Source organism: Streptomyces sp. NPDC050674 (assembly GCF_040654575.1).
GTDB lineage: Bacteria > Actinomycetota > Actinomycetes > Streptomycetales > Streptomycetaceae > Streptomyces.
The window spans coordinates 64,336-83,569 of sequence record NZ_JBFAIG010000016.1 but is presented as its reverse complement, the minus strand read 5'-3'; the positions used below and the strand labels follow the sequence as shown (position 1 = coordinate 83,569).

Below are 19,234 nucleotides of genomic sequence, written 5' to 3'. Positions count from 1 at the left end.
GTCTTACTTCTCCTCGGTACGGGGGTGGGTGACGGCGGGCTCGTTGCCCCCGAGCAGCAGGTACAGAACGGCCATCCGGATGGACACCCCGTTCGCGACCTGCTCGACGACGGTGCAGCGGCCGGAGTCGGCGACCTCGGCGGTGATCTCCATGCCGCGGACCATCGGGCCCGGGTGCATCACGATGGCGTGCTCGGGCATCCGCGCCATGCGGTCACCGTCGAGGCCGTAGCGCCGGGAGTACTCGCGCTCGGTCGGGAAGAACGCCGCGTTCATCCGCTCGCGCTGGACGCGCAGCATCATCACCGCGTCGGACTTGGGGAGCGTGCTGTCGAGGTCGTACGACACCTCGCAGGGCCAGGTCTCGACCCCGACCGGCACCAGGGTGGGCGGGGCGACCAGGGTGACCTCGGCGCCGAGGGTGTGCAGCAGGTCGACGTTGGAGCGGGCGACCCGGCTGTGCAGCACGTCGCCGACGATGGTGATGCGCTTGCCTTCGAGGTCCTGGCCGAGCCCGGCGTCCGGGCCGATCAGGCGGCGGCGCATGGTGAAGGCGTCCAGCAGGGCCTGGGTGGGGTGCTGGTGGGTGCCGTCGCCGGCGTTGACCACGGCCGCGTCGATCCAGCCGGAGTTGGCCAGGCGGTAGGGGGCCCCGGAGGCGCCGTGCCGGATGACGACGGCGTCGACGCCCATGGCCTCCAGGGTCTGGGCGGTGTCCTTCAGGGACTCGCCCTTGGAGACGCTGGAGCCCTTGGCGGAGAAGTTGATGACGTCCGCGGACAGCCGCTTCTCGGCGGCCTCGAAGGAGATCCGGGTCCGGGTGGAGTCCTCGAAGAAGAGGTTGACGATCGTGCGGCCGCGCAGGGTCGGCAGCTTCTTGATCGGCCGGTCGGCGACCCGGGCCATCTCCTCGGCGGTGTCGAGGATCAGGACGGCGTCGTCGCGGGTGAGGTCGGCGGCCGAGATGAGATGACGCTGCATCTGTCAGGCTCCGTAAGGCAGTTCAAACGGGAGATTCGGGGCAGACGGGCGCGCGGGCGCGCGCACTGAGCCGGCGTACGACAGCGGCGTACGCCCGGAGTGCTACTGAGCGTCCGGCTTGGCACCGAGCAGCACGGTGTCGCGACCGTCCTCCTCGGCGAGCTGGACCTTGACCGTCTCCCGCAACGACGTGGGGAGGTTCTTGCCGACGTAGTCGGCGCGGATGGGCAGTTCGCGGTGGCCGCGGTCGACGAGCACGGCGAGCTGCACCGCGCGCGGGCGCCCGATGTCGTTCAGGGCGTCGAGGGCGGCGCGGATGGTGCGGCCGGAGAAGAGCACGTCGTCGACGAGGACGACCAGCCTGCCGTCGATGCCGTCACCGGGGATCTCGGTGCGGGCCAGCGCACGCGGCGGGTGCATGCGCAGGTCGTCGCGGTACATGGTGATGTCGAGCGAGCCGCAGGGGACCTTGCGCTCGGTGATCTGCTCCAGCTTGTCCGCGATCCTGCGGGCGAGGAAGACACCCCGGGTCGGAATGCCGAGGAGCACCACGTCGTCGGCGCCCTTGGCGCGTTCGACGATCTCGTGGGCGATGCGGGTCAGTACCCGCGCGATGTCGGGCCCTTCGAGAACGGGCCGGGCATCGGACTGCGATTCGTGCGTGTCCATATGAAACGGACCTCCTTCTCCGCCTCACGGGACGGACCTTAAAGGACGTCGGGATTGCGCCATACACGGTAGCAGGTCGCCACGGTCGCCCGAACGGCCCCCATGGATCACCCATCCGGCCCAATGCGAGGCCACTACCACGGAAGAGTCGGTGCGGACCATTCGGCTTGACGCGGCAGAGTAACGCTGCGTAACCTCACAGTGAGTTACCAGCCGCGCGGCCTGGCACCCACGCCAGACGCGTCGACACAGTGCCGGGGAGCTATATGTCCAGCGAATACGCCAAACAGCTCGGGGCCAAGCTCCGGGCGATCCGCACCCAGCAGGGCCTTTCCCTCCACGGTGTCGAGGAGAAGTCCCAGGGACGCTGGAAGGCGGTCGTGGTCGGTTCGTACGAGCGCGGCGACCGTGCCGTGACCGTGCAGCGCCTTGCCGAGCTGGCGGATTTCTACGGCGTTCCGGTGCAGGAGCTGCTTCCGGGCACCACCCCGGGCGGCGCGGCCGAGCCGCCGCCGAAGCTGGTCCTGGACCTGGAGCGGCTGGCCACGGTGCCGGCCGAGAAGGCGGGCCCGCTGCAGCGCTACGCCGCCACGATCCAGTCCCAGCGCGGTGACTACAACGGCAAGGTGCTCTCGATCCGCCAGGACGACCTGCGCACACTCGCCGTCATCTACGACCAGTCCCCCTCCGTCCTCACCGAGCAGCTGATCAGCTGGGGTGTCCTGGACGCGGACGCGCGTCGCGCAGTGGCGTCCCACGAGGACGCCTGACCCGCACGGCGGGCCCAGCAGAAACGTGCCGCCGGGGTGGCCGAAACCGTATGGTTCTCGGCCACCCCGGCGGCGTTGTGCGGCCCTGACGGACCCAGGCGGCGGCCAGGCCCCGCAGAACGCGTGAAGAACGCCGGAGGGCCCGCAGCGGTGACGCTGCGGGCCCTCCGGCATGTGATCCGTCTCAGACCTCGTCGCGGCGGAGCGAGGGCTTGAGTTCCTTCAGCCGGCCGAGCAGACCGTTCACGAACGAGGGCGACTCGTCCGTGGAGAACTCCTTCGCCAGCTGCACCATCTCGTCGAGGACGACGGCGTCCGGCGTCCCGTCGACCCAGATCAGCTCGTAGGCGCCGAGCCGCAGGAGGTTGCGGTCGACCACGGGCATCCGGTCGAGGGTCCAGCCGACGGAGTACTGCGCGATCAGCTCGTCGATGCGCTTCGCGTGCTCCGCGTAGCCCTCGACCAGCTCCATCGTGTACTCGCTGACCGGCGGCTGCCGGGTGTCCGCCCGGGAGAGCCGGACCCAGTCGGCGAGGACGGTCAGCACATCGGCGCCGCGCTGGTCCCCCTCGAAGAGGATCTGGAAGGCGCGCTTACGGGCCGTGTTGCGGGCAGCCACGGTTAGCTGTTCACCCGGCCGAGGTAGTCGCTGGTGCGGGTGTCGACCTTGATCTTCTCACCGGTGGTGATGAAGAGGGGCACGTTGATCTGGTGCCCGGTCTCCAGGATGGCGGGCTTGGTGCCACCGGTGGAGCGGTCACCCTGGACGCCCGGCTCGGTCTCCTGGATGACGAGCTCGACGGCGGCCGGCAGCTCGACGAAGAGCACCTCGCCCTCGTGCTGCGCGACGGTGGCCGTGAAGCCCTCGATCAGGAAGTTCGCGGCGTCGCCGACGGCCTTCCTGTCGACGTGCAGCTGGTCGTAGGTCTCCATGTCCATGAAGACGAAGTACTCGCCGTCCATGTAGGAGAACTGCATGTCGCGCTTGTCGACGGTGGCCGTTTCGACCTTGACGCCGGCGTTGAAGGTCTTGTCGACGACCTTGCCGGAGAGCACGTTCTTGAGCTTGGTGCGCACGAAGGCCGGGCCCTTGCCGGGCTTGACGTGCTGGAACTCGACGACGGACCAGAGCTGGCCGCCTTCGAGCTTGAGCACCATGCCGTTCTTGAGGTCGTTCGTGGAAGCCACGGTTGCGGAATCTCCTGGACTGACGTACGACCCCGGTGCACGCGCCTGCCTGGCTACAGGGCGAGCAGCTCCTTGGTCGTGATGGTGAGTAGCTCGGGTCCGCCGTCCGCCTCGGGGCGGACGACGAGCGTGTCATCGATCCTGACACCGCCCCGGCCCGGGAGGTGGACCCCCGGTTCGACGGTGACCGGCACGCAAGCGTCCAGTTTACCCATGGCCGCGGGATTCAATTGAGGGTCCTCGTCGATTTCGAGCCCGACACCGTGTCCGGTCAGGATCGTCAGGCCCTCCGTGTACCCCGCGGAGTCCAGGACCTGACGGGCGGCGCGGTCGACATCCCGGCAGGCGGCGCCGGGAACCAGGCTCTCACGCCCGGCGCGCTGGGCGGCGAAGACCAGGTCGTACAGCTCGATCTGCCAGTCCGCGGGCGCCGTGCCGATGACGAAGGTGCGGCCGATCTCGCAGCGGTATCCGCGGTACGTCGCGCCGAGGCACACGGAGAGGAAGTCGCCCTCCTCGACGCGGCGGTCGGTGGGCCGGTGCCCGGGACGCCCGGCGTTCGGCCCGGTGCCGACGGACGTCGGGAAGGCCGGCCCGTCCGCCCCGTGGTCCACGAGCCGTCGCTCCAGTTCCAGGGCGAGATGGCGCTCGGTGCGGCCGACGAGGATCGACTCCAGCAGTTCGCCCAGGGCCTGGTCGGCGATCTCGGCGCCGATGCGCAGACAGGAGATCTCCTCCTCGTCCTTGACGACCCTGAGCTGCTCGACGGCCTTGCCGAGGCCCGCCAGGCGCAGCCCGGGGGCGACCGAGCCGACGGCCCGGTGCCGGGCCACGGTGAGGTGGTGCTCCTCCACGGCGAGCGAGTCGGCACCCTGCCCCTCGGCGAGGCGGGCGGCCGCGACGGCCGGATCACCGCCGCCGACTCCGGGCAGGAGCTGTACGCGCAGGGCCTCGTCGGGGCGCTCCTGGGCCGGGCGGTCGGCCGTCGGGCCGGCGCACACCAGGAGGTCCTGTTCCTCGGTCCTGCCGAGCAGGAGGACGGCGCCGTGCGGGGCCGCGCCCGCGAGATAGCGCACATTGGCGGGGCGGGAGACCAGCGCCGCCGCGCTGCCGCCCGCGTTGCAGTATTCCCTCAGACGCGTCCGGCGGGCCGCGTACACCTCTGACATGACCCGAGCGTATGAGCTTCGCCGGTTTTGTGCTGGTTGAGGGCGTCTGAGTGGGCGGTGTCTGGTGTGTCCGGGCCGGTGGGGTGCTGTCCGGGAGCCGGCTTGCCGCGCGGGGTCGTGTGCCGTCCGCGGCTGTGTGGGGGCTTTGTCGCGCAGTTCCCCGCGCCCCTACGGGGCGCTGCTCACCACTGGGGTGGGCTGGCGATGGAGCGGGCCAGGACGTCGTCCAGGACCCTCGCCGTCTCCGGGACGTCCAGCTGGGAGTTGTCGATGATCGGCAGGCCGGACCCGTACCACCCGGCCATACGGCCGTGGATGCGGGCGACCTCCTCGTCCGACAGCCGCCGGTTGCCCGAGCGCTCCGCGTTGCGTTCCAGGACGATGTCCAGCCCGGGCAGCAGGACGACCGGCAGCAGGCCGGGTCCCACATGGCGCTTCCAGCCGCCGAGGCCGACGACCGGGCGGTCGGGGAAGACCGCGTCGTCGAGGATGCACGAGATGCCGTTGGCCAGGAAGTTGCGCGCCGCGAAGCCGCAGGTGCGGCGGGCCAGGCGGTACTGGGCCTCGGAGTTGTCGTTCCACCCGGACTGCGGGTCGGCGAAGCCCGAGCGGACCCACTCGCGGACGTCGTCGAGGCTGATGTGGGCCGTGGGCACTCGGCGGTGGTCCGCCCAGAACTTGGCCACGCTGGTCTTGCCCGCACCCGCGGGGCCGATGAGCAGCACCGCGAGCGTCGTGGCGGTGGGATCGGAGGCGGCCGCGGCGGGCGGGGCCGTCGGCATGACGACCGGACCGCCGGGCGGCAGCGGCACATGACCGGTGGTATCCGGCACCGGCGGGCCGGAGGGCGGCACGGCCGCGGCCGGTCCGGGCGGGGGCGCCGGATAGCCCGGTGCCGGAGGCGGCGGGGGCACGGGCGCGGAGCCCTGGTGCGCTCCCGGGTTCGGCGGAACCGGGTGATGTGCGGCCGACGACCAGCCGGTGGCCGGTCCGTGCCCCGGTCGGTGGGGCGGTGGCAGCGGAGAACCCACTGCGTGCTGCATCCGGTGCCACTCCGTCTCGTACAGGCGATGGGCGCTGACAGCGGGGGGAGCCCGCTTTCCCCCACAGCCTAAAGGGCGCGGGGGCACCCCCGTCCGAACGGTACCGCCCCCGGTCGTCGATGTGTGAACGGCCGGGGGCGGCCCGAAGTGCCCGGCCCGCAAGGCGATTTCGGGCGGAACGAGCGCCGCCGGACTTACTGGCCCACTTCGCCGTAGGCGGCGAGCAGCACGGCGGGGTCGGGTCCCTCCAGGACCGTGGGCTTGGCCAGACCGTCGAGGACGATGAAGCGCAGCAGGTCGCCGCGGGACTTCTTGTCGACCTTCATGGTCTCCAGCAGCTTGGGCCACTGGTCGTGCCGGTAGTGCAGGGGCAGTCCGACCGCTTCGAGGATGGTGCGGTGGCGGTCGGCCGTCGCGTCGTCCAGCCGGCCCGCCAGACGGCCCAGTTCGGCGGCGAAGTGCATGCCGACCGAGACGGCCGCGCCGTGGCGCCACTTGTAGCGCTCGTTCTTCTCGATGGCGTGGCCGAGGGTGTGCCCGTAGTTGAGGATCTCGCGCAGGCCGGACTCCTTCAGGTCCGACGAGACGACGTCGGCCTTGACCCGGATGGAGCGCTCGATCAGCTCGGCGGTGTGCGGGCCGGCCGGGGTGCGGGCGGCCTCGGGGTCGGACTCGATGAGCTCCAGGATCACCGGGTCGGCGATGAAGCCGGCCTTGATGACCTCGGCGAGTCCGGAGACGTAGTCGTTGACCGGGAGGGACTCCAGCGCGGCCAGGTCGCAGAGCACACCGGCGGGCGGGTGGAAGGCGCCGACGAGGTTCTTGCCCTCGGAGGTGTTGATGCCGGTCTTGCCGCCGACGGCCGCGTCGACCATGGCGAGCACGGTCGTCGGGATGGCGATCCAGCGCACTCCGCGCAGCCAGGTGGCCGCCACGAACCCGGCGAGGTCCGTGGTCGCGCCGCCGCCGACGCCGACGATGACGTCCGTGCGGGTGAACCCGGACTGCCCCAGCGCCTTCCAGCAGTAGGCGGCGACCTCGGCGGTCTTGGCCTCCTCCGCGTTGGGTACCTGGACCGCGACCGCCTCGTAGCCCTGCTCGGCCAGGTCGGCGCGCAGCGCGTCACCGGTCTCGGCCAGCGCCTCGGGGTGGACGATCGCCACCCGCTTGGCCTTGTCGCCGATCAACCCGGCGAGCTCGCCGAGCAGTTGCCGGCCGACCAGCACCTCGTACGGGTCGGTGCCCGCCGTGCCGCCGACCTGGATCCGCGTCACTGCCTCGCTCATGCTTCCTTCAACTCCAGTGCGTCCAGGACGGCTTCGGTGACCTCTTCGGGGGTCCGGCCGTCGGTGGCGACCACGGCCGTGGCGACCTCCTCGTACAGGTGGCGGCGGGCCTCCATCAGCTCGCGCCACTGCTTGCGCGGGTTGACCGCGAGCAGCGGCCGGGCCGCGTTGAGGCCGGTGCGCTTGACCGCCTCCTCGACGTCCATCGACAGGTACGCCACGCGCTGCCCGGCGAGCAGCGCGCGGGTGTCGTCGTCGAGGACCGCGCCGCCGCCCAGGGCCAGGATCCCGTCGTGCCCGGCGATCGCCCGGTGCACCGCCGCCTTCTCGATCGCGCGGAAGGCGGACTCGCCGTCGTCGACGAAGATCTCGGCGATGGTCCGGCCCTGTTCGGCGACGATGTCGTCGTCGGTGTCCCGGTAGGAGACGCCGAGCCGTTCGGCCAGCAGCTGCCCGACGGTGGACTTGCCCACGCCCATCGGGCCGACCAGGACGACCAGGGGACCGCTCATCGGATGGCGAGGTTGTCGAGGTACGACGTCACGTTGCGGCGGGTCTCGGTCACCGAGTCGCCGCCGAACTTCTCCGCCACGGCGTCCGCGAGCACCAGGGCCACCATGGCCTCGGCGACGATGCCGGCGGCCGGGACCGCGGACACGTCGGAGCGCTGGTGGTGGGCCTGGGCCGGCTCGCCGGTGGTGACGTCCACGGTCTGCAGGGCGCGCGGCACGGTCGCGATCGGCTTCATCGCCGCGCGGACCCGCAGCAGCTCGCCGGTGGTCAGGCCGCCCTCGGTGCCGCCGGAGCGGCCGGAGGTGCGGCGGATGCCGTCGTCCGTCTTCACGATCTCGTCGTGCGCCTTGGAGCCGGGCACCCGCGCCAGCTCGAAACCGTCACCGATCTCGACGCCCTTGATCGCCTGGATGCCCATGAGGGCACCGGCCAGGCGGGCGTCCAGCTTGCGGTCCCAGTGCACGTGCGAACCGAGGCCGACCGGCACGCCGTACGCCAGGATCTCGACCACGCCGCCGAGGGTGTCGCCGTCCTTGTGGGCCTGGTCGATCTCGGCGACCATCGCCTTCGAGGCGTCGGCGTCAAGGCAGCGCACGGGGTCGGCGTCCAGCTTCTCGACGTCGGCCGGGGTCGGGTAGACGCCCCGCGGCGCCTTCGCGGCGGCCAGTTCCACGACGTGGCTGACGATCTCGACGCCGGTCGTCTCCTTGAGGTAGGACCGGGCCACCGCGCCCAGGGCGACCCGCGCGGCCGTCTCACGGGCGGAGGCGCGCTCCAGGATCGGCCGGGCCTCGTCGAAGCCGTACTTCTGCATGCCGGCGAGGTCGGCGTGGCCGGGCCGGGGGCGCGTCAGCGGGGCGTTGCGGGCGAGCCCGTCGAGGATCTCCGGGTCGACCGGGTCGGCGGCCATGACCTGTTCCCACTTGGGCCACTCGGTGTTGCCCACCATGATCGCGACCGGGGAGCCGAGGCTGAGGCCGTGCCGGACGCCGCCGAGGAAGGTGACCTCGTCACGCTCGAACTTCATCCGGGCACCGCGTCCATAGCCCAGGCGCCGCCTCGCGAGATGGTCCGCCACCATGTCCGTGGTGATCGGCACGCCGGCGGGAAGACCCTCCAGCGTCGCCACGAGTGCGGGACCGTGGGACTCCCCCGCGGTCAGCCAGCGCAACCTGCTCAACGGTGCTCCTCAGTGCTCGCGCCTCGGTACTGCCCTGCGTACGCGCCTCGTCGCGTACGGCGACGGCACGACCGGGTGCGCGGCCCGGTCCGCCGTCTCCGATCCTCCCACGCCGGGGCCCTGTGCCCTGCGGCCGGTCCATCAAGCGGACGCGTTCGCGGACGGACCCTCGCCCTGGCGCTGCCGCGGCGCGTACGCCCCGAGGAAGTCGGCACCGCTGGACTGCGGCGCGGGCGCGGCCTGCTGCGGCGCGTAGGCCCCCAGGTGGTCGGCCCCGCTGTCCTGCTGCCGGGCCGGCCGCGTCTGCTGCGGCGCGTACTGCCCCAGGTGGTCCGCACCGCGCCCCTGTCCGTACTGGGCTGCGGCGTGGACCGGCTGCCCGGTGCGGACGGCCCGCCGGTAGGCGATCTTGCGCTTGATCTTGACGACCCAGGACGCCACGACGGCGAGCACGATCAGGGTCAGGACCGTGATCTGCACCCAGTCGGGCAGGAATCCCAGCAGGGACTCGAATATCTGGGACTTGACGGACGCCTGAGGCAGGCCTGTGGACATGACGAATGCTCCCCTCCCCTGTTCCGCCCCCTGCGGAACCGGGAGCGGATCTTATCGGGCGACGAGAGCCCGCTCGCCCGCTTTTCTCATGGCATCCAGGGGCGCGGGGGCCCGCCCCGTCATCTGCTCGACCTGGAGCACGGCCTGGTGCACCAGCAGGTCGAGGCCGCTGACCACGGCACCGCCGTACGCCGACCAGCGAGCGGCGAGGTCGGTGGGCCAGGGGTCGTAGAGGACGTCGAAGAGGGCGGCCGGTCGTTCCGGTACGGACCGCGCGAGGGTGTCGGTGACACCGGCCGGGGTGGTGCTGATCACCAGCGGGGCGTGCAGGGCCTGCTCGGCGTCCGCCCAGTCGGCGATGCGGACGGTGACGTCGAGCCGCTCGGCCCACTGGCGCATCTCGGCGGCCCGGGCCTCGCTGCGCACGTAGACGGCGATCTCGCCCGGGCAGATCCGGGACAGCGCGGCCAGCGCGGACGAGGCGGTGGCACCGGCGCCGAGCACGGCGGCGGCGTCCACCTTGTCGATGCCGTGCTCACGCAGGGCGGCGACCATGCCGGGGATGTCGGTGTTGTCACCGATGCTGCGGCCGTCCGCGGTGCGGACGACGGTGTTGACCGCGTCGACCGAGGCGGCGGTGTCACTGATCTCGTCGAGCAGCGGGATCACGGCCCGCTTCAACGGCATGGTCAGCGAGAGCCCGGCCCACTCGGGTCCGAGCGCCTCGAAGAACCCGGGCAGCCCGGCCTCGTCGACCTCGAACCTGTCGTAGGTCCAGCCTTCCAGGCCCAGCTCCTGGTAGGCCGCGCGGTGCAGGACCGGGGAGAGGGAGTGGGCGATGGGGCTGCCGAGCACCGCGGCACGGCGGGCGTCAGTTGCCTGTGCTGGCATCGAACTTCCTCTTGAGCTTCTGGAACTGCGCATAGTCCTTGGCGAACTCGGTCTTGTGCACACCGTCGGTCGCCACGAAGTAGATCCAGCCGTCCTTCGTCGGATTCAGGGCCGCCCGCAAGGCGACGTCCCCGGGATTGTCGATCGGACCCGGCGGCAGGCCCTTGTTGGTGTACGTGTTGTACGGGTCCTTGTTGCTGTTGATCTCGGATTCGCTGATGTGGATGTTGCTCTGGTTCTTCAGGTAGTTGAAGGTCGAGTCGAACTGGAGCAGCTGGTTGGTCTCCGTGTTGGTGGGCTTGAGGCGGTTGTAGACCACCTCGGCCATCTTCCGGAAGTCGTCGTGCGTCTTGCCCTCGGCCTGGACGAGGCTCGCGACGGTGACGAGCTGCCACGGGTTCTCGAGCCCCAGGCTCTTGGCCTTCTTCTCGACGCCGGCCTTCTCGTACGTCGCGGTGGCCCGGGCCACCATCTGCTTGAGCACGGCCTCGGGCTTCTGCCCCTTGCTGACGCCGTAGCTGGACGGATAGAGGAACCCTTCGAGCGGATCCCTGACGTTCGGGTGGTTCTGCGCCCAGGCGGGCAGGCCGAGCTTCTTGTAGTCCTTCTCGGCGACCGCCTCGGTGGTGCCCGCCTTGACGCCCAGCCGCTTGTCGATGAGGCGGTAGACGTCGGCGTTGCGCTTGCCCTCGGCGATGATCAGGTTGTCGCGGCTCTTGGGACTGAGCATCAGTTCGACCGCACTGTCGGCCGACATTTGCTTTTGCAGCGTGTACACGCCGTCCTGGATGCTCTTGCCGTCGGGGTTGCTCTGCTGGGCGGCGACGAAGGCGTCGACGCTCTTGACGACCCCCGCTTTCATCAGCACCTGACCGATCTTGTACCCGAGTGCTCCCTTGGGGATCTCGACCGTCACCTGCTGCCCGTTGCCGTCGCCCGCGTAGTCCGGGGCGTCGCCGAAACGATCCTGGTAGAACTGGTAGCCGAAGTAGCCGACGCCGGCCAGGCCGCCGCCGAGGAGCACCGCGACCAGCAGGCAGGCCATGCCGTTGCGGCGCTTCTTCGGTTTGCCGCCGCGTCCCCGCTTGTCGTCGCGGCCGCGACGCCCCTCGGGCTCGTCACGGTCGTCATCGTCGTCCCCGCCCGCGAAGAAGGCGTGTTCGCCCTGGTCGGGTCCGGGGTCCCAGTCGGTCTCCGGTTCCGACGCGGGCTCGACCCCACGCCGGCCGGGCGGCTCGGGGGGCGGGTACGCGTCGGGGGTGCCGTAGTAGTCCTGCCGGCCCTCTCCGTACGCACCGGCCTGCTGCCCGTACGGGTCCTGGGGATCACCGGGGTACGAGACCTGCTGGTGCGGTTCGCCGGCCCAGCCGCCGTTGTCGTACGGCTGCTGGTGGTAGCCCTGGGCCTGCTGGTGTCCGTCGTCCGGCTGTCCGGGGTACTGCTGGTGCGCGTGCGCCTGCGCCGCGTACTGCTGGTCGTACGGGTACTGCTGCTGCGCCTGACCGTATCCGGCCTGGTCACCGGTGCCCCAGTCGCCGTACTGCGGCTGCTGCGGCTGCTGCGGGTAGTGCTGCGGCTGGCCGCCGTACGGGGACTGCTGACCCTGCTGGGCCTGCTGCCCCTCCCATCCGCCGTCCCCGTACAACGGGTCCTCGGGATGCCACGGTTCGGAGCCTTGGCCCCGGCCATACTCAGTCATCGATCCCCTAGAGCCGCGAGGCGGCGGTGGCGCGGCTTCCGGCCCCGGCTCCCGTCCCGCCTCTTTGCTGTGCGGCGGCTGTTCGAATGCCGTCGCATCGCGCGGAACGTTACCGTATCGCGATCAGATGACCACTTCGACGCCTTCGCCGGGTGCTTTACCTGACACCCGTTCGGATTCGAGGGCCTGTTGCAGGATGATCACCGCTGCCGCCTGGTCGATGACGGACCGGCCCTTCTTGGACTTCACGCCCGAGGCACGCAGTCCCTGACTGGCCGTCACCGTCGTCATGCGTTCGTCGACGAGTCGGACCGCGACCGGGGAGATCAGGCGGGCCAGTTCCTGGGTGAAGCCCCGGACCTTGACCGCGGCGGGGCCCTCGCCCCCCTTGAGGGAGCGCGGGAGACCGACCACCACCTCGATGGGCTCGTACTCCTCGACGAGTTGCTTCAACCGTCGCTGAGCTGCGGGGATGTCACGCCCCGGGACCGTCTCCACCGGGGTGGCGAGGATCCCGTCGGGGTCGCACGAGGCGACCCCGATGCGGGCGTCCCCGACGTCGATCGCGAGTCGACGTCCTCTGCGCATGCTGTCCGACCCGTCTCTTACTTGGCGGTCTCGGTGACCAGACGCTCCACGGCGTCCACGGCGTCACCGATGGCGGCCGGGTTCTGGCCGCCGCCCTGGGCGACGTCCGGCTTGCCGCCACCGCCGCCGCCGAGGGTCTTGGCAGCCGCGCGCACCAGGTCGCCGGCCTTGAGGCCACGCTCGCGGGCGGCCTCGTTGGTGGCGATCACCGTGAGCGGCTTGCCGTTCACCACCGTGAAGAGAGCGACGACGGCAGCCCGGCCGCCCTGGATGCGTCCACGCACGTCGAGGACGAGCTTGCGCAGGTCGTCGGCGGTCGTGCCGTCGGGGACCTGACCGGTCACGACAGCGATGCCGCGGATGTCCTTGGCGGACTCGGCGAGGCCGGCGGCGGCCTGGAGGACCTTCTCGGCGCGGAACTTCTCGATCTCCTTCTCGGCGTCCTTCAGCTTGCCGAGCATGGCGGAGACCTTCTCCGGGAGCTCTTCCGGGCGGCCCTTGATCAGCTCCTGGAGCTGGGCGACGACCGTGTGCTCCCGGGCGAGGAAGTTGTAGGCGTCCACGCCGACCAGGGCCTCGATCCGGCGCACGCCGGAGCCGATGGAGGACTCGCCGAGCAGCTTCACCAGACCGAGCTGGGCGGTGTTGTGCACGTGGGTGCCGCCGCACAGTTCCTTGGAGAAGTCGCCGATGGTCACGACGCGCACGCGCTCGCCGTACTTCTCGCCGAACTCGGCGATGGCGCCCTGCTTCTTGGCCTCGTCGATGCCCATGACGTCGGCGCGGACGTCGAGGTCGCGGGCGAGCACCTCGTTGATCTTCTGCTCGACGTCGGTCATCACGGCCGTCGGAACGGCGGACGGGGAACCGAAGTCGAAGCGGAAGCGGCCGGGCTGGTTCTCGGAACCGGCCTGGGCGGCCGTCGGGCCGAGGGCGTCGCGCAGGGCCTGGTGGGTCAGGTGCGTGGCCGAGTGGGCACGGGCGATGGCCTTGCGGCGGCGGTCGTCGATCGAGGCGTGGGCCTTGGCACCGACGGTGACCTCGCCGACCTGGACGACGCCCTTGTGGACGTACACCCCCGGGACCGGCTTCTGGCAGTCGCGGATCTCGATGACGGCACCGGTGTCGACCTTGATGCGGCCGGTGTCGCCGATCTGTCCGCCGCCCTCGGCGTAGAACGGGGTGCGGTCGAGGACGATCTCGACCTCGTCGCCCTCGGTGGCGGCCGGGGAGGAGGCGCCGTCGACGAGGATGCCGACGATCGTGGACTCGCTCTCGGTGTCGGTGTAGCCGACGAAGTCGGTGGCACCGGCCTGGTCGGCGATCTCGCGGTAGGCGCCGGCGCCGGCGTGGCCGGTCTTCTTGGCCTGGGCGTCGGCCTTGGCGCGCTCCCGCTGCTCCTTCATCAGGCGCCGGAAGCCGTCCTCGTCCACGGACAGGCCCTGCTCGGCGGCCATCTCCAGGGTGAGGTCGATCGGGAAGCCCCAGGTGTCGTGGAGCAGGAAGGCCTTGTCGCCGGGCAGGACGGTGCCGCCGGCGGCCTTGGTGTCGGTGACGGCCGTGTCGAGGATGTTGGTGCCGGCCTTCAGCGTCTTGAGGAAGGCGTTCTCCTCGGCGACGGCGACCTTCTCGATGCGCTCGCGGTCGGTGATGAGCTCGGGGTACTGCTGGCCCATCATCTCGATCACGGTGTCGATCAGGTCCTTCACGACCGGACCGGTGGCGCCGAGCAGGCGCATGTTGCGGATGGCGCGGCGCATGATGCGGCGCAGCACGTAGCCGCGGCCCTCGTTGCCGGGGGTGACGCCGTCGCCGATGAGCATCACGGAGGTGCGCATGTGGTCGGTGACCACGCGCAGGGAGACGTCCGAGGCGTGGGCGTCGCCGTAGCGGACGCCGGTCAGCTCCGTGGCCTTGTTGATGACGGCCATCGAGGTGTCGATCTCGTACATGTTCTGCACGCCCTGCAGAATCATGGCGAGACGCTCGAGGCCGAGGCCGGTGTCGATGTTCTTGCTGGGCAGGTCGCCGAGGATCTCGAAGTTGTCCTTGCCGATGCCCTCACCCCGCTCGTACTGCATGAAGACGAGGTTCCAGATCTCCACGTACCGCTCGTCGTTGACGGCGGGGCCGCCCTCGGCGCCGAACTCGGGGCCGCGGTCGTAGTTGATCTCGGAGCAGGGGCCGCAGGGGCCGGGGACGCCCATGGACCAGTAGTTGTCCTTCATGCCGAGGCGCTGGATGCGCTCCTTCGGCACGCCGACGACCTCGTGCCAGATGCGCTCGGCCTCGTCGTCGTCCTTGTAGACGGTGATCCACAGGCGCTCGGGGTCGAGGCCGTAACCGCCCTTGTCCTGGGCGCTGGTGAGCAGCTCCCAGGCGAGCTCGATGGCGCCTTCCTTGAAGTAGTCGCCGAAGGAGAAGTTGCCGCACATCTGGAAGAACGTGCCGTGCCGGGTGGTCTTGCCGACCTCCTCGATGTCCGGCGTGCGCACGCACTTCTGCACGCTGGTGGCGCGGCTGAAGGGCGGCTTGACCTCGCCGAGGAAGTAGGGCTTGAAGGGCACCATGCCGGCCGGGACGAGGAGCAGAGTCGGGTCGTCCGCGATGAGCGACGCCGAAGGGACGACGGTGTGACCGCGCTCCTCGAAGAAGCTCAACCAGCGGCGGCGAATCTCAGCCGACTCCATCAGTGGTCCTCATTCCGGTTGTACGGGTACGTCTGGTACGTCGAACCCTCGACGTACTTCGGGTGGTTGCGGTTCTCGATGGCGATGTGACGCCGGGGTGCGGGAAGCTCGGGGTTCTCGTTGATCCCGAGGGCGTCGCTCAGTTCGGCCTCGCGCACGGCCATGTTGTCGCGGACGTCGAGCGCGAAGCCGACGGCACGGTCCTTGATGCGGTGACCGGCCTCGAGCGCCTTGTTGCCCGCGGTTCTCGCGAGGCTCTCGGGGGTCAGCTGCTTCAGCTTGCGATTGACCTTGGTGGTGGCCCACACACCGGCGGCGACGCCCGTGGTGAACCAGAAGGTGCGGCGGAACATCGCTGGCTCTCAGTCCCTCTTCCCTCGGGCGCTGCGCCGGGTGACCGTACGGCCCACGATCACGGTGCGCCTGGACGCCTTGGCGGGCACGTCCTCCTTGCGGCCGCCCAGGGCCCGGCGCACGCCGTAGCCGAAGGCCGCGACCTTGACCAGGGGGCCGCCGAAGGTGGAGGCGACGGTGGTCGACAGTGCCGAGGCGTTCGACGTGACCTCCTGGACGTCGGAGGCGATCGAGTCGACCCGGTCGATCTGGGTCTGCGCGGAGCGCACCGCCGCGGACGCGTCGGCCAGCAGCGGGACGGCCTGATCGGTCACGTCCGCCACGAGCTTGGTGGTCGCCTTGAGCGTCTGGGCCACCCTCGCCAGCGCGACGGCGAGGAAGGAGACCAGGATCGCCCAGAACACGGCCACCAGGATCCCGGCAACCTCTCCACCGGACACTGTGCACCCGCTCCCTGAAACGTGCCTGAACATCGAAAAAGTCGTGCGACGAGCCTATCGCGCCGGAGGTTGCGCTCCGTACCGGTTTCCCGCGCGGGAGCAGGGGAACCGCGAAAGCCCGCCGCCTCGCCCACCCGGACAGGTGGGGAGACGGCGGGCTGAGGTACCGCGTGCCTGCCGAGGATCAGCGGGCGTAGTACTCGACGACGAGCTGCTCGTCGCAGATCACCGGGATCTCCTTGCGGTTCGGCTCGCGGTCCAGGCGGAAGGCCAGGGCCTTGAGGTTCACCTGGAGGTAGCGCGGGGTCTCACCGTCGGGGGCGAAGCCACCCTCACGAGCGATCGTGAAGAGGGTCTTCTCCTTGGAGCGCTCGCGGACCTGCACGACGTCGTCCGGACGGACACGGAAGGAGGGCTTGTCGACCTTCTTGCCGTTGACGGCGATGTGGCCGTGCACGACCATCTGGCGGGCCTGGTAGATCGTGCGGGCGATGCCCGAACGCAGCACCAGGGCGTCGAGACGGCGCTCCAGCTCGATGATCAGGGCCTCACCGGTCTTGCCCTGGACCTTGGAGGCACGCTCGTAGGCACGGACGAGCTGGCGCTCGGACACGTCGTACTGCGCGCGCAGACGCTGCTTCTCGAGCAGACGGACCTTGTAGTCCGAGTTCTGCTTGCGGCCACGGCCGTGCTCGCCCGGCGGGTAGGGGCGGGCCTCGAAGTACTTGACGGCCTTCGGGGTCAGCGCGATGCCGAGGGCACGCGACTTCTTGACCTTGGGGCGGGACTGGTTCGCCACTGTTTTTCGCTTTCGTTGTATCGGCTTGTCAGGGTTGTGGGAGGTCGCATCCGCAGCCGGGGAAACCCGCCTCGGTCCTGGTGGACCTCGGTGGGCAGCCGCTCCCCTGGTCTGGGCACATACGTGCAGCACGCGAGTGGCCCACCGACCGGTGCCGTCGTACGACGGATGGTGGTGGGCTGCCCGCGACACCGTTCGACGGTGCGCGACGCTCCTGGAGCCCGGTCCCGGAGGATCGGGACTCCGGCCGACTGCCCCGTTCTGACCTGCACGGGACGCGGCACTCCGCACGAGTTTACAGGGTGCTCAGGACCGCTTTCGACCGAGGTTCTTCCGGGTCCACTCCACGGCGTCCGCGTAGCGGGCCTCGGCGCCGTGCCGGGTCGGCTCGTAGTACTCGCGGTCCTTCAGCTCGTCCGGCGCGTACTGCTGGGCCGCGATGCCCTCGGGCAGGTCGTGCGGGTAGACGTAGCCCTGGCCGTGGCCGAGCTTGGTCGCGCCCTTGTAGTGGCTGTCGCGCAGGTGCGCCGGCACGGGCCCGGCCAGTCCCTTGCGCACGTCCTCCAGGGCGGCGCCGATCGCGGTGGTCGCGGCGTTGGACTTGGGCGCGAGGGCCAGGGCGATCGTGGCATGGCTGAGGGTGAGGGCCGCCTCGGGGAAGCCGATCATGGCGACGGCCTGGGCGGCGGCGACCGCCGTCTGCAGGGCGGTCGGGTCGGCCAGGCCGATGTCCTCGCTGGCGGAGATCATCAGGCGCCGGGCGATGAAGCGGGGGTCCTCACCGGCCTCGATCATCCGGGCCAGGTAGTGCAGGGCGGCGTCGACGTCGGAGCCCCGGATGGACTTGATCAGGGCGCTGGCCACGTCGTAGTGCTGGTCGCCGTCGCGGTCGTACTTCACGGCGGCCCGGTCGACCGTCTCCTCCAGGGTCGTCAGGCCGATCTCCGCCTCGCCCTTGTCGAGGGCGGCGCCGGCGGCCGCCTCCAGCGCCGTCAGGGCGCGGCGGGCGTCGCCCCCGGCGATGCGCAGGAGGTGGCTCTCGGTCTCCTCCGGGAGGGTGACGGCGCCCTTGAGACCCCGCTCGTCGGTCAGGGCGCGGCGAACGAGGCTCCTGATGTCCTCGTCGGTCAGCGGTTCCAGGGTGAGCAGCAGGGAGCGGGACAGCAGGGGCGAGATCACCGAGAAGTACGGGTTCTCCGTGGTCGCCGCGATGAGCGTCACCCAGCGGTTCTCGACGGCCGGGAGCAGGGAGTCCTGCTGGGCCTTGCTGAAGCGGTGGATCTCGTCGAGGAAGAGGACGGTCTCCTTGCCGTACCCGCCGGAGGCGCGGCGGGCGCCGTCGATGACCGCGCGGACCTCCTTGACGCCGGCGGTGATCGCCGAGAGCTCCACGAAGCGGGCGTCGGTCGCCTTGGAGACGACGTACGCCAGGGTGGTCTTGCCGGTGCCGGGCGGGCCCCACAGCAGCACCGAGGAGGGTCCGGCCGGGCCGGAGGCCTCCCCGACCAGTCTGCGCAGGGGTGAGCCCGGCTTCAGCAGGTGCTGCTGGCCCACGACCTCGTCGAGGGTACGCGGGCGCATCCGCACCGCCAGGGGGCTGCTGGACGGCTCCCTCTCCTGGCGTTCTTCGGCGGCGGCGGTGAAAAGGTCGGGCTCCACGTCAGAAACCCTAGTTCACGGCACCGACAGTCCGGCCGGCCCCGGGAGCTGCCCGGCTCAGCTGAGCCAGAAGTCCCACCAGCGGGTCAGGATCAGCATGCCGATGATGCCGATGTGCAGCACCGGCATGACCCAGGTGAACTCGCCGAAGAAGCTCTTGAGCCAGGTCGGAGCGGGCAGGAAGCCCTTGCGGATGTTGAACGACGTCACGTACCAGAACATCAGGATGGTGGCGACCCAGGCCAGGCTGCACCACAGGCAGAGCGCGTTGATCCGGTACAGGGACTGGAACATCAGCCAGGCGCAGAAGCTCACGCCGAAGAGGCAGCCGGCGTTGAAGGTGAGCCAGTACCAGCGCGGGAAGCGGGCGCGGGCGAGCAGGCTCATGCCGACGCCGATGACGATGCCGTAGGCGACGAGGCCGAGCATCGGGTTCGGGAAGCCGAAGACCGCGGCCTGCTTGCTCTCCATGACGCTGCCGCAGGAGACGACCGGGTTGAGGCTGCACCCGGGTGTGAACGTCGTGCCCGCGACCTTGGCCTCGAGGATCTTGAATTTGTCGATCGTGATGACCCACGCGGCGAGCAGTCCGGCCGCGCCGGTGATCACCAGCAGCAGGGCGAGGGCCCGGCTGCCGCCCTCCGCGCGGGGCGCGATCTCGGCGCGCTCCGGCTCGGGCTCGGTGGAGACGTCCTTGACTGTCGTCTTGCTCATCACGCCGATTCCGTCACTTGAGACCTGAACATCTTCGGGCAGGGGC

20 protein-coding genes are annotated in these 19,234 nt (G+C 70.5%); 1 reads left to right on the top strand and 19 read right to left on the bottom strand.

Annotation, left to right across the window (positions count from 1 at the left end; genetic code table 11):
* Window positions 1-3 precede the first annotated feature (3 nt).
* On the bottom strand, window positions 4-981 hold the full coding sequence (locus AB0I06_RS25255; protein ID WP_363121118.1) for an aspartate carbamoyltransferase catalytic subunit: 978 nt from the start codon (window positions 979-981) through the stop codon (window positions 4-6).
* A 102-nt stretch (window positions 982-1,083) separates the two neighbouring features.
* Window positions 1,084-1,650, bottom strand: a complete 567-nt coding sequence (pyrR, locus tag AB0I06_RS25250) for a bifunctional pyr operon transcriptional regulator/uracil phosphoribosyltransferase PyrR (protein WP_363121117.1) — start codon at window positions 1,648-1,650, stop codon at window positions 1,084-1,086.
* Window positions 1,651-1,916: 266 nt separating this feature from the next.
* Here pyrR and bldD point away from each other — a divergent pair, with 266 nt between their 5' ends.
* A complete protein-coding gene (gene bldD, locus AB0I06_RS25245) occupies window positions 1,917-2,420 on the top strand; it encodes a transcriptional regulator BldD (RefSeq protein ID WP_006131213.1) in 504 nt (167 codons plus the stop codon).
* Window positions 2,421-2,604: 184 nt separating this feature from the next.
* Here the strand turns inward: bldD and nusB are convergent, their stop codons facing one another.
* The 17 genes from nusB to AB0I06_RS25160 form a co-directional block, all read right to left on the bottom strand.
* A complete protein-coding gene (nusB, locus tag AB0I06_RS25240) occupies window positions 2,605-3,039 on the bottom strand; it encodes a transcription antitermination factor NusB (protein ID WP_363121116.1) in 435 nt (144 codons plus the stop codon).
* 2 nt (window positions 3,040-3,041) lie between these two features.
* On the bottom strand, window positions 3,042-3,608 hold the full coding sequence (gene efp, locus AB0I06_RS25235; RefSeq protein WP_031138970.1) for an elongation factor P: 567 nt from the start codon (window positions 3,606-3,608) through the stop codon (window positions 3,042-3,044).
* A 53-nt stretch (window positions 3,609-3,661) separates the two neighbouring features.
* A complete protein-coding gene (locus AB0I06_RS25230; protein WP_363121115.1) occupies window positions 3,662-4,777 on the bottom strand; it encodes an aminopeptidase P family protein in 1,116 nt (371 codons plus the stop codon).
* Window positions 4,778-4,959: 182 nt separating this feature from the next.
* Window positions 4,960-5,820: a Pro-rich N-terminal domain-containing protein gene (locus tag AB0I06_RS25225; RefSeq protein ID WP_363121114.1), complete on the bottom strand. Its 861-nt coding sequence runs from the start codon at window positions 5,818-5,820 to the stop codon at window positions 4,960-4,962.
* A 194-nt stretch (window positions 5,821-6,014) separates the two neighbouring features.
* Complete coding sequence (gene aroB / locus AB0I06_RS25220) at window positions 6,015-7,106, bottom strand: 3-dehydroquinate synthase (RefSeq protein ID WP_363121113.1); 1,092 nt, start codon at window positions 7,104-7,106, stop codon at window positions 6,015-6,017.
* On the bottom strand, window positions 7,103-7,618 hold the full coding sequence (locus tag AB0I06_RS25215; RefSeq protein WP_363121112.1) for a shikimate kinase: 516 nt from the start codon (window positions 7,616-7,618) through the stop codon (window positions 7,103-7,105). Before AB0I06_RS25215 ends, aroB begins: the two co-directional genes overlap by 4 nt.
* The gene (aroC, locus tag AB0I06_RS25210) at window positions 7,615-8,799 is read right to left on the bottom strand and encodes a chorismate synthase (RefSeq protein WP_363121111.1); all 1,185 of its coding nucleotides are present in this window, start codon (window positions 8,797-8,799) and stop codon (window positions 7,615-7,617) included. The genes AB0I06_RS25215 and aroC overlap by 4 nt, the downstream gene beginning before the upstream one ends.
* Window positions 8,800-8,940: 141 nt before the next feature.
* Entirely contained in the window at window positions 8,941-9,354 is a 414-nt protein-coding gene (locus tag AB0I06_RS25205) for a hypothetical protein (RefSeq protein ID WP_363121110.1), read from the bottom strand.
* A 51-nt stretch (window positions 9,355-9,405) separates the two neighbouring features.
* Window positions 9,406-10,245 carry a shikimate dehydrogenase gene (locus AB0I06_RS25200; protein WP_363121109.1) on the bottom strand — a complete coding sequence of 280 codons (840 nt, stop codon included), beginning with the start codon at window positions 10,243-10,245 and terminating at the stop codon, window positions 9,406-9,408.
* Window positions 10,226-11,944, bottom strand: coding sequence for an endolytic transglycosylase MltG (gene mltG, locus AB0I06_RS25195; RefSeq protein ID WP_363121108.1), 1,719 nt, complete (start codon window positions 11,942-11,944; stop codon window positions 10,226-10,228). The genes AB0I06_RS25200 and mltG overlap by 20 nt, the downstream gene beginning before the upstream one ends.
* A 123-nt stretch (window positions 11,945-12,067) precedes the next feature.
* A complete protein-coding gene (gene ruvX, locus AB0I06_RS25190; RefSeq protein ID WP_363121107.1) occupies window positions 12,068-12,532 on the bottom strand; it encodes a Holliday junction resolvase RuvX in 465 nt (154 codons plus the stop codon).
* Window positions 12,533-12,549: 17 nt separating this feature from the next.
* Window positions 12,550-15,222 carry an alanine--tRNA ligase gene (gene alaS, locus AB0I06_RS25185; RefSeq protein WP_363121106.1) on the bottom strand — a complete coding sequence of 891 codons (2,673 nt, stop codon included), beginning with the start codon at window positions 15,220-15,222 and terminating at the stop codon, window positions 12,550-12,552.
* The gene (locus tag AB0I06_RS25180) at window positions 15,222-15,575 is read right to left on the bottom strand and encodes a hypothetical protein (RefSeq protein ID WP_363121105.1); all 354 of its coding nucleotides are present in this window, start codon (window positions 15,573-15,575) and stop codon (window positions 15,222-15,224) included. The genes alaS and AB0I06_RS25180 overlap by 1 nt, the downstream gene beginning before the upstream one ends.
* A 9-nt stretch (window positions 15,576-15,584) precedes the next feature.
* Window positions 15,585-16,016: a DUF948 domain-containing protein gene (locus tag AB0I06_RS25175; RefSeq protein ID WP_062925768.1), complete on the bottom strand. Its 432-nt coding sequence runs from the start codon at window positions 16,014-16,016 to the stop codon at window positions 15,585-15,587.
* A 184-nt stretch (window positions 16,017-16,200) separates the two neighbouring features.
* Window positions 16,201-16,815 carry a 30S ribosomal protein S4 gene (gene rpsD, locus AB0I06_RS25170; RefSeq protein ID WP_010046470.1) on the bottom strand — a complete coding sequence of 205 codons (615 nt, stop codon included), beginning with the start codon at window positions 16,813-16,815 and terminating at the stop codon, window positions 16,201-16,203.
* 306 nt (window positions 16,816-17,121) lie between these two features.
* On the bottom strand, window positions 17,122-18,474 hold the full coding sequence (locus AB0I06_RS25165) for a replication-associated recombination protein A (RefSeq protein WP_363121104.1): 1,353 nt from the start codon (window positions 18,472-18,474) through the stop codon (window positions 17,122-17,124).
* Window positions 18,475-18,531: 57 nt separating this feature from the next.
* Entirely contained in the window at window positions 18,532-19,188 is a 657-nt protein-coding gene (locus AB0I06_RS25160) for a vitamin K epoxide reductase family protein (protein ID WP_363121103.1), read from the bottom strand.
* Window positions 19,189-19,234: the final 46 nt, after the last annotated feature.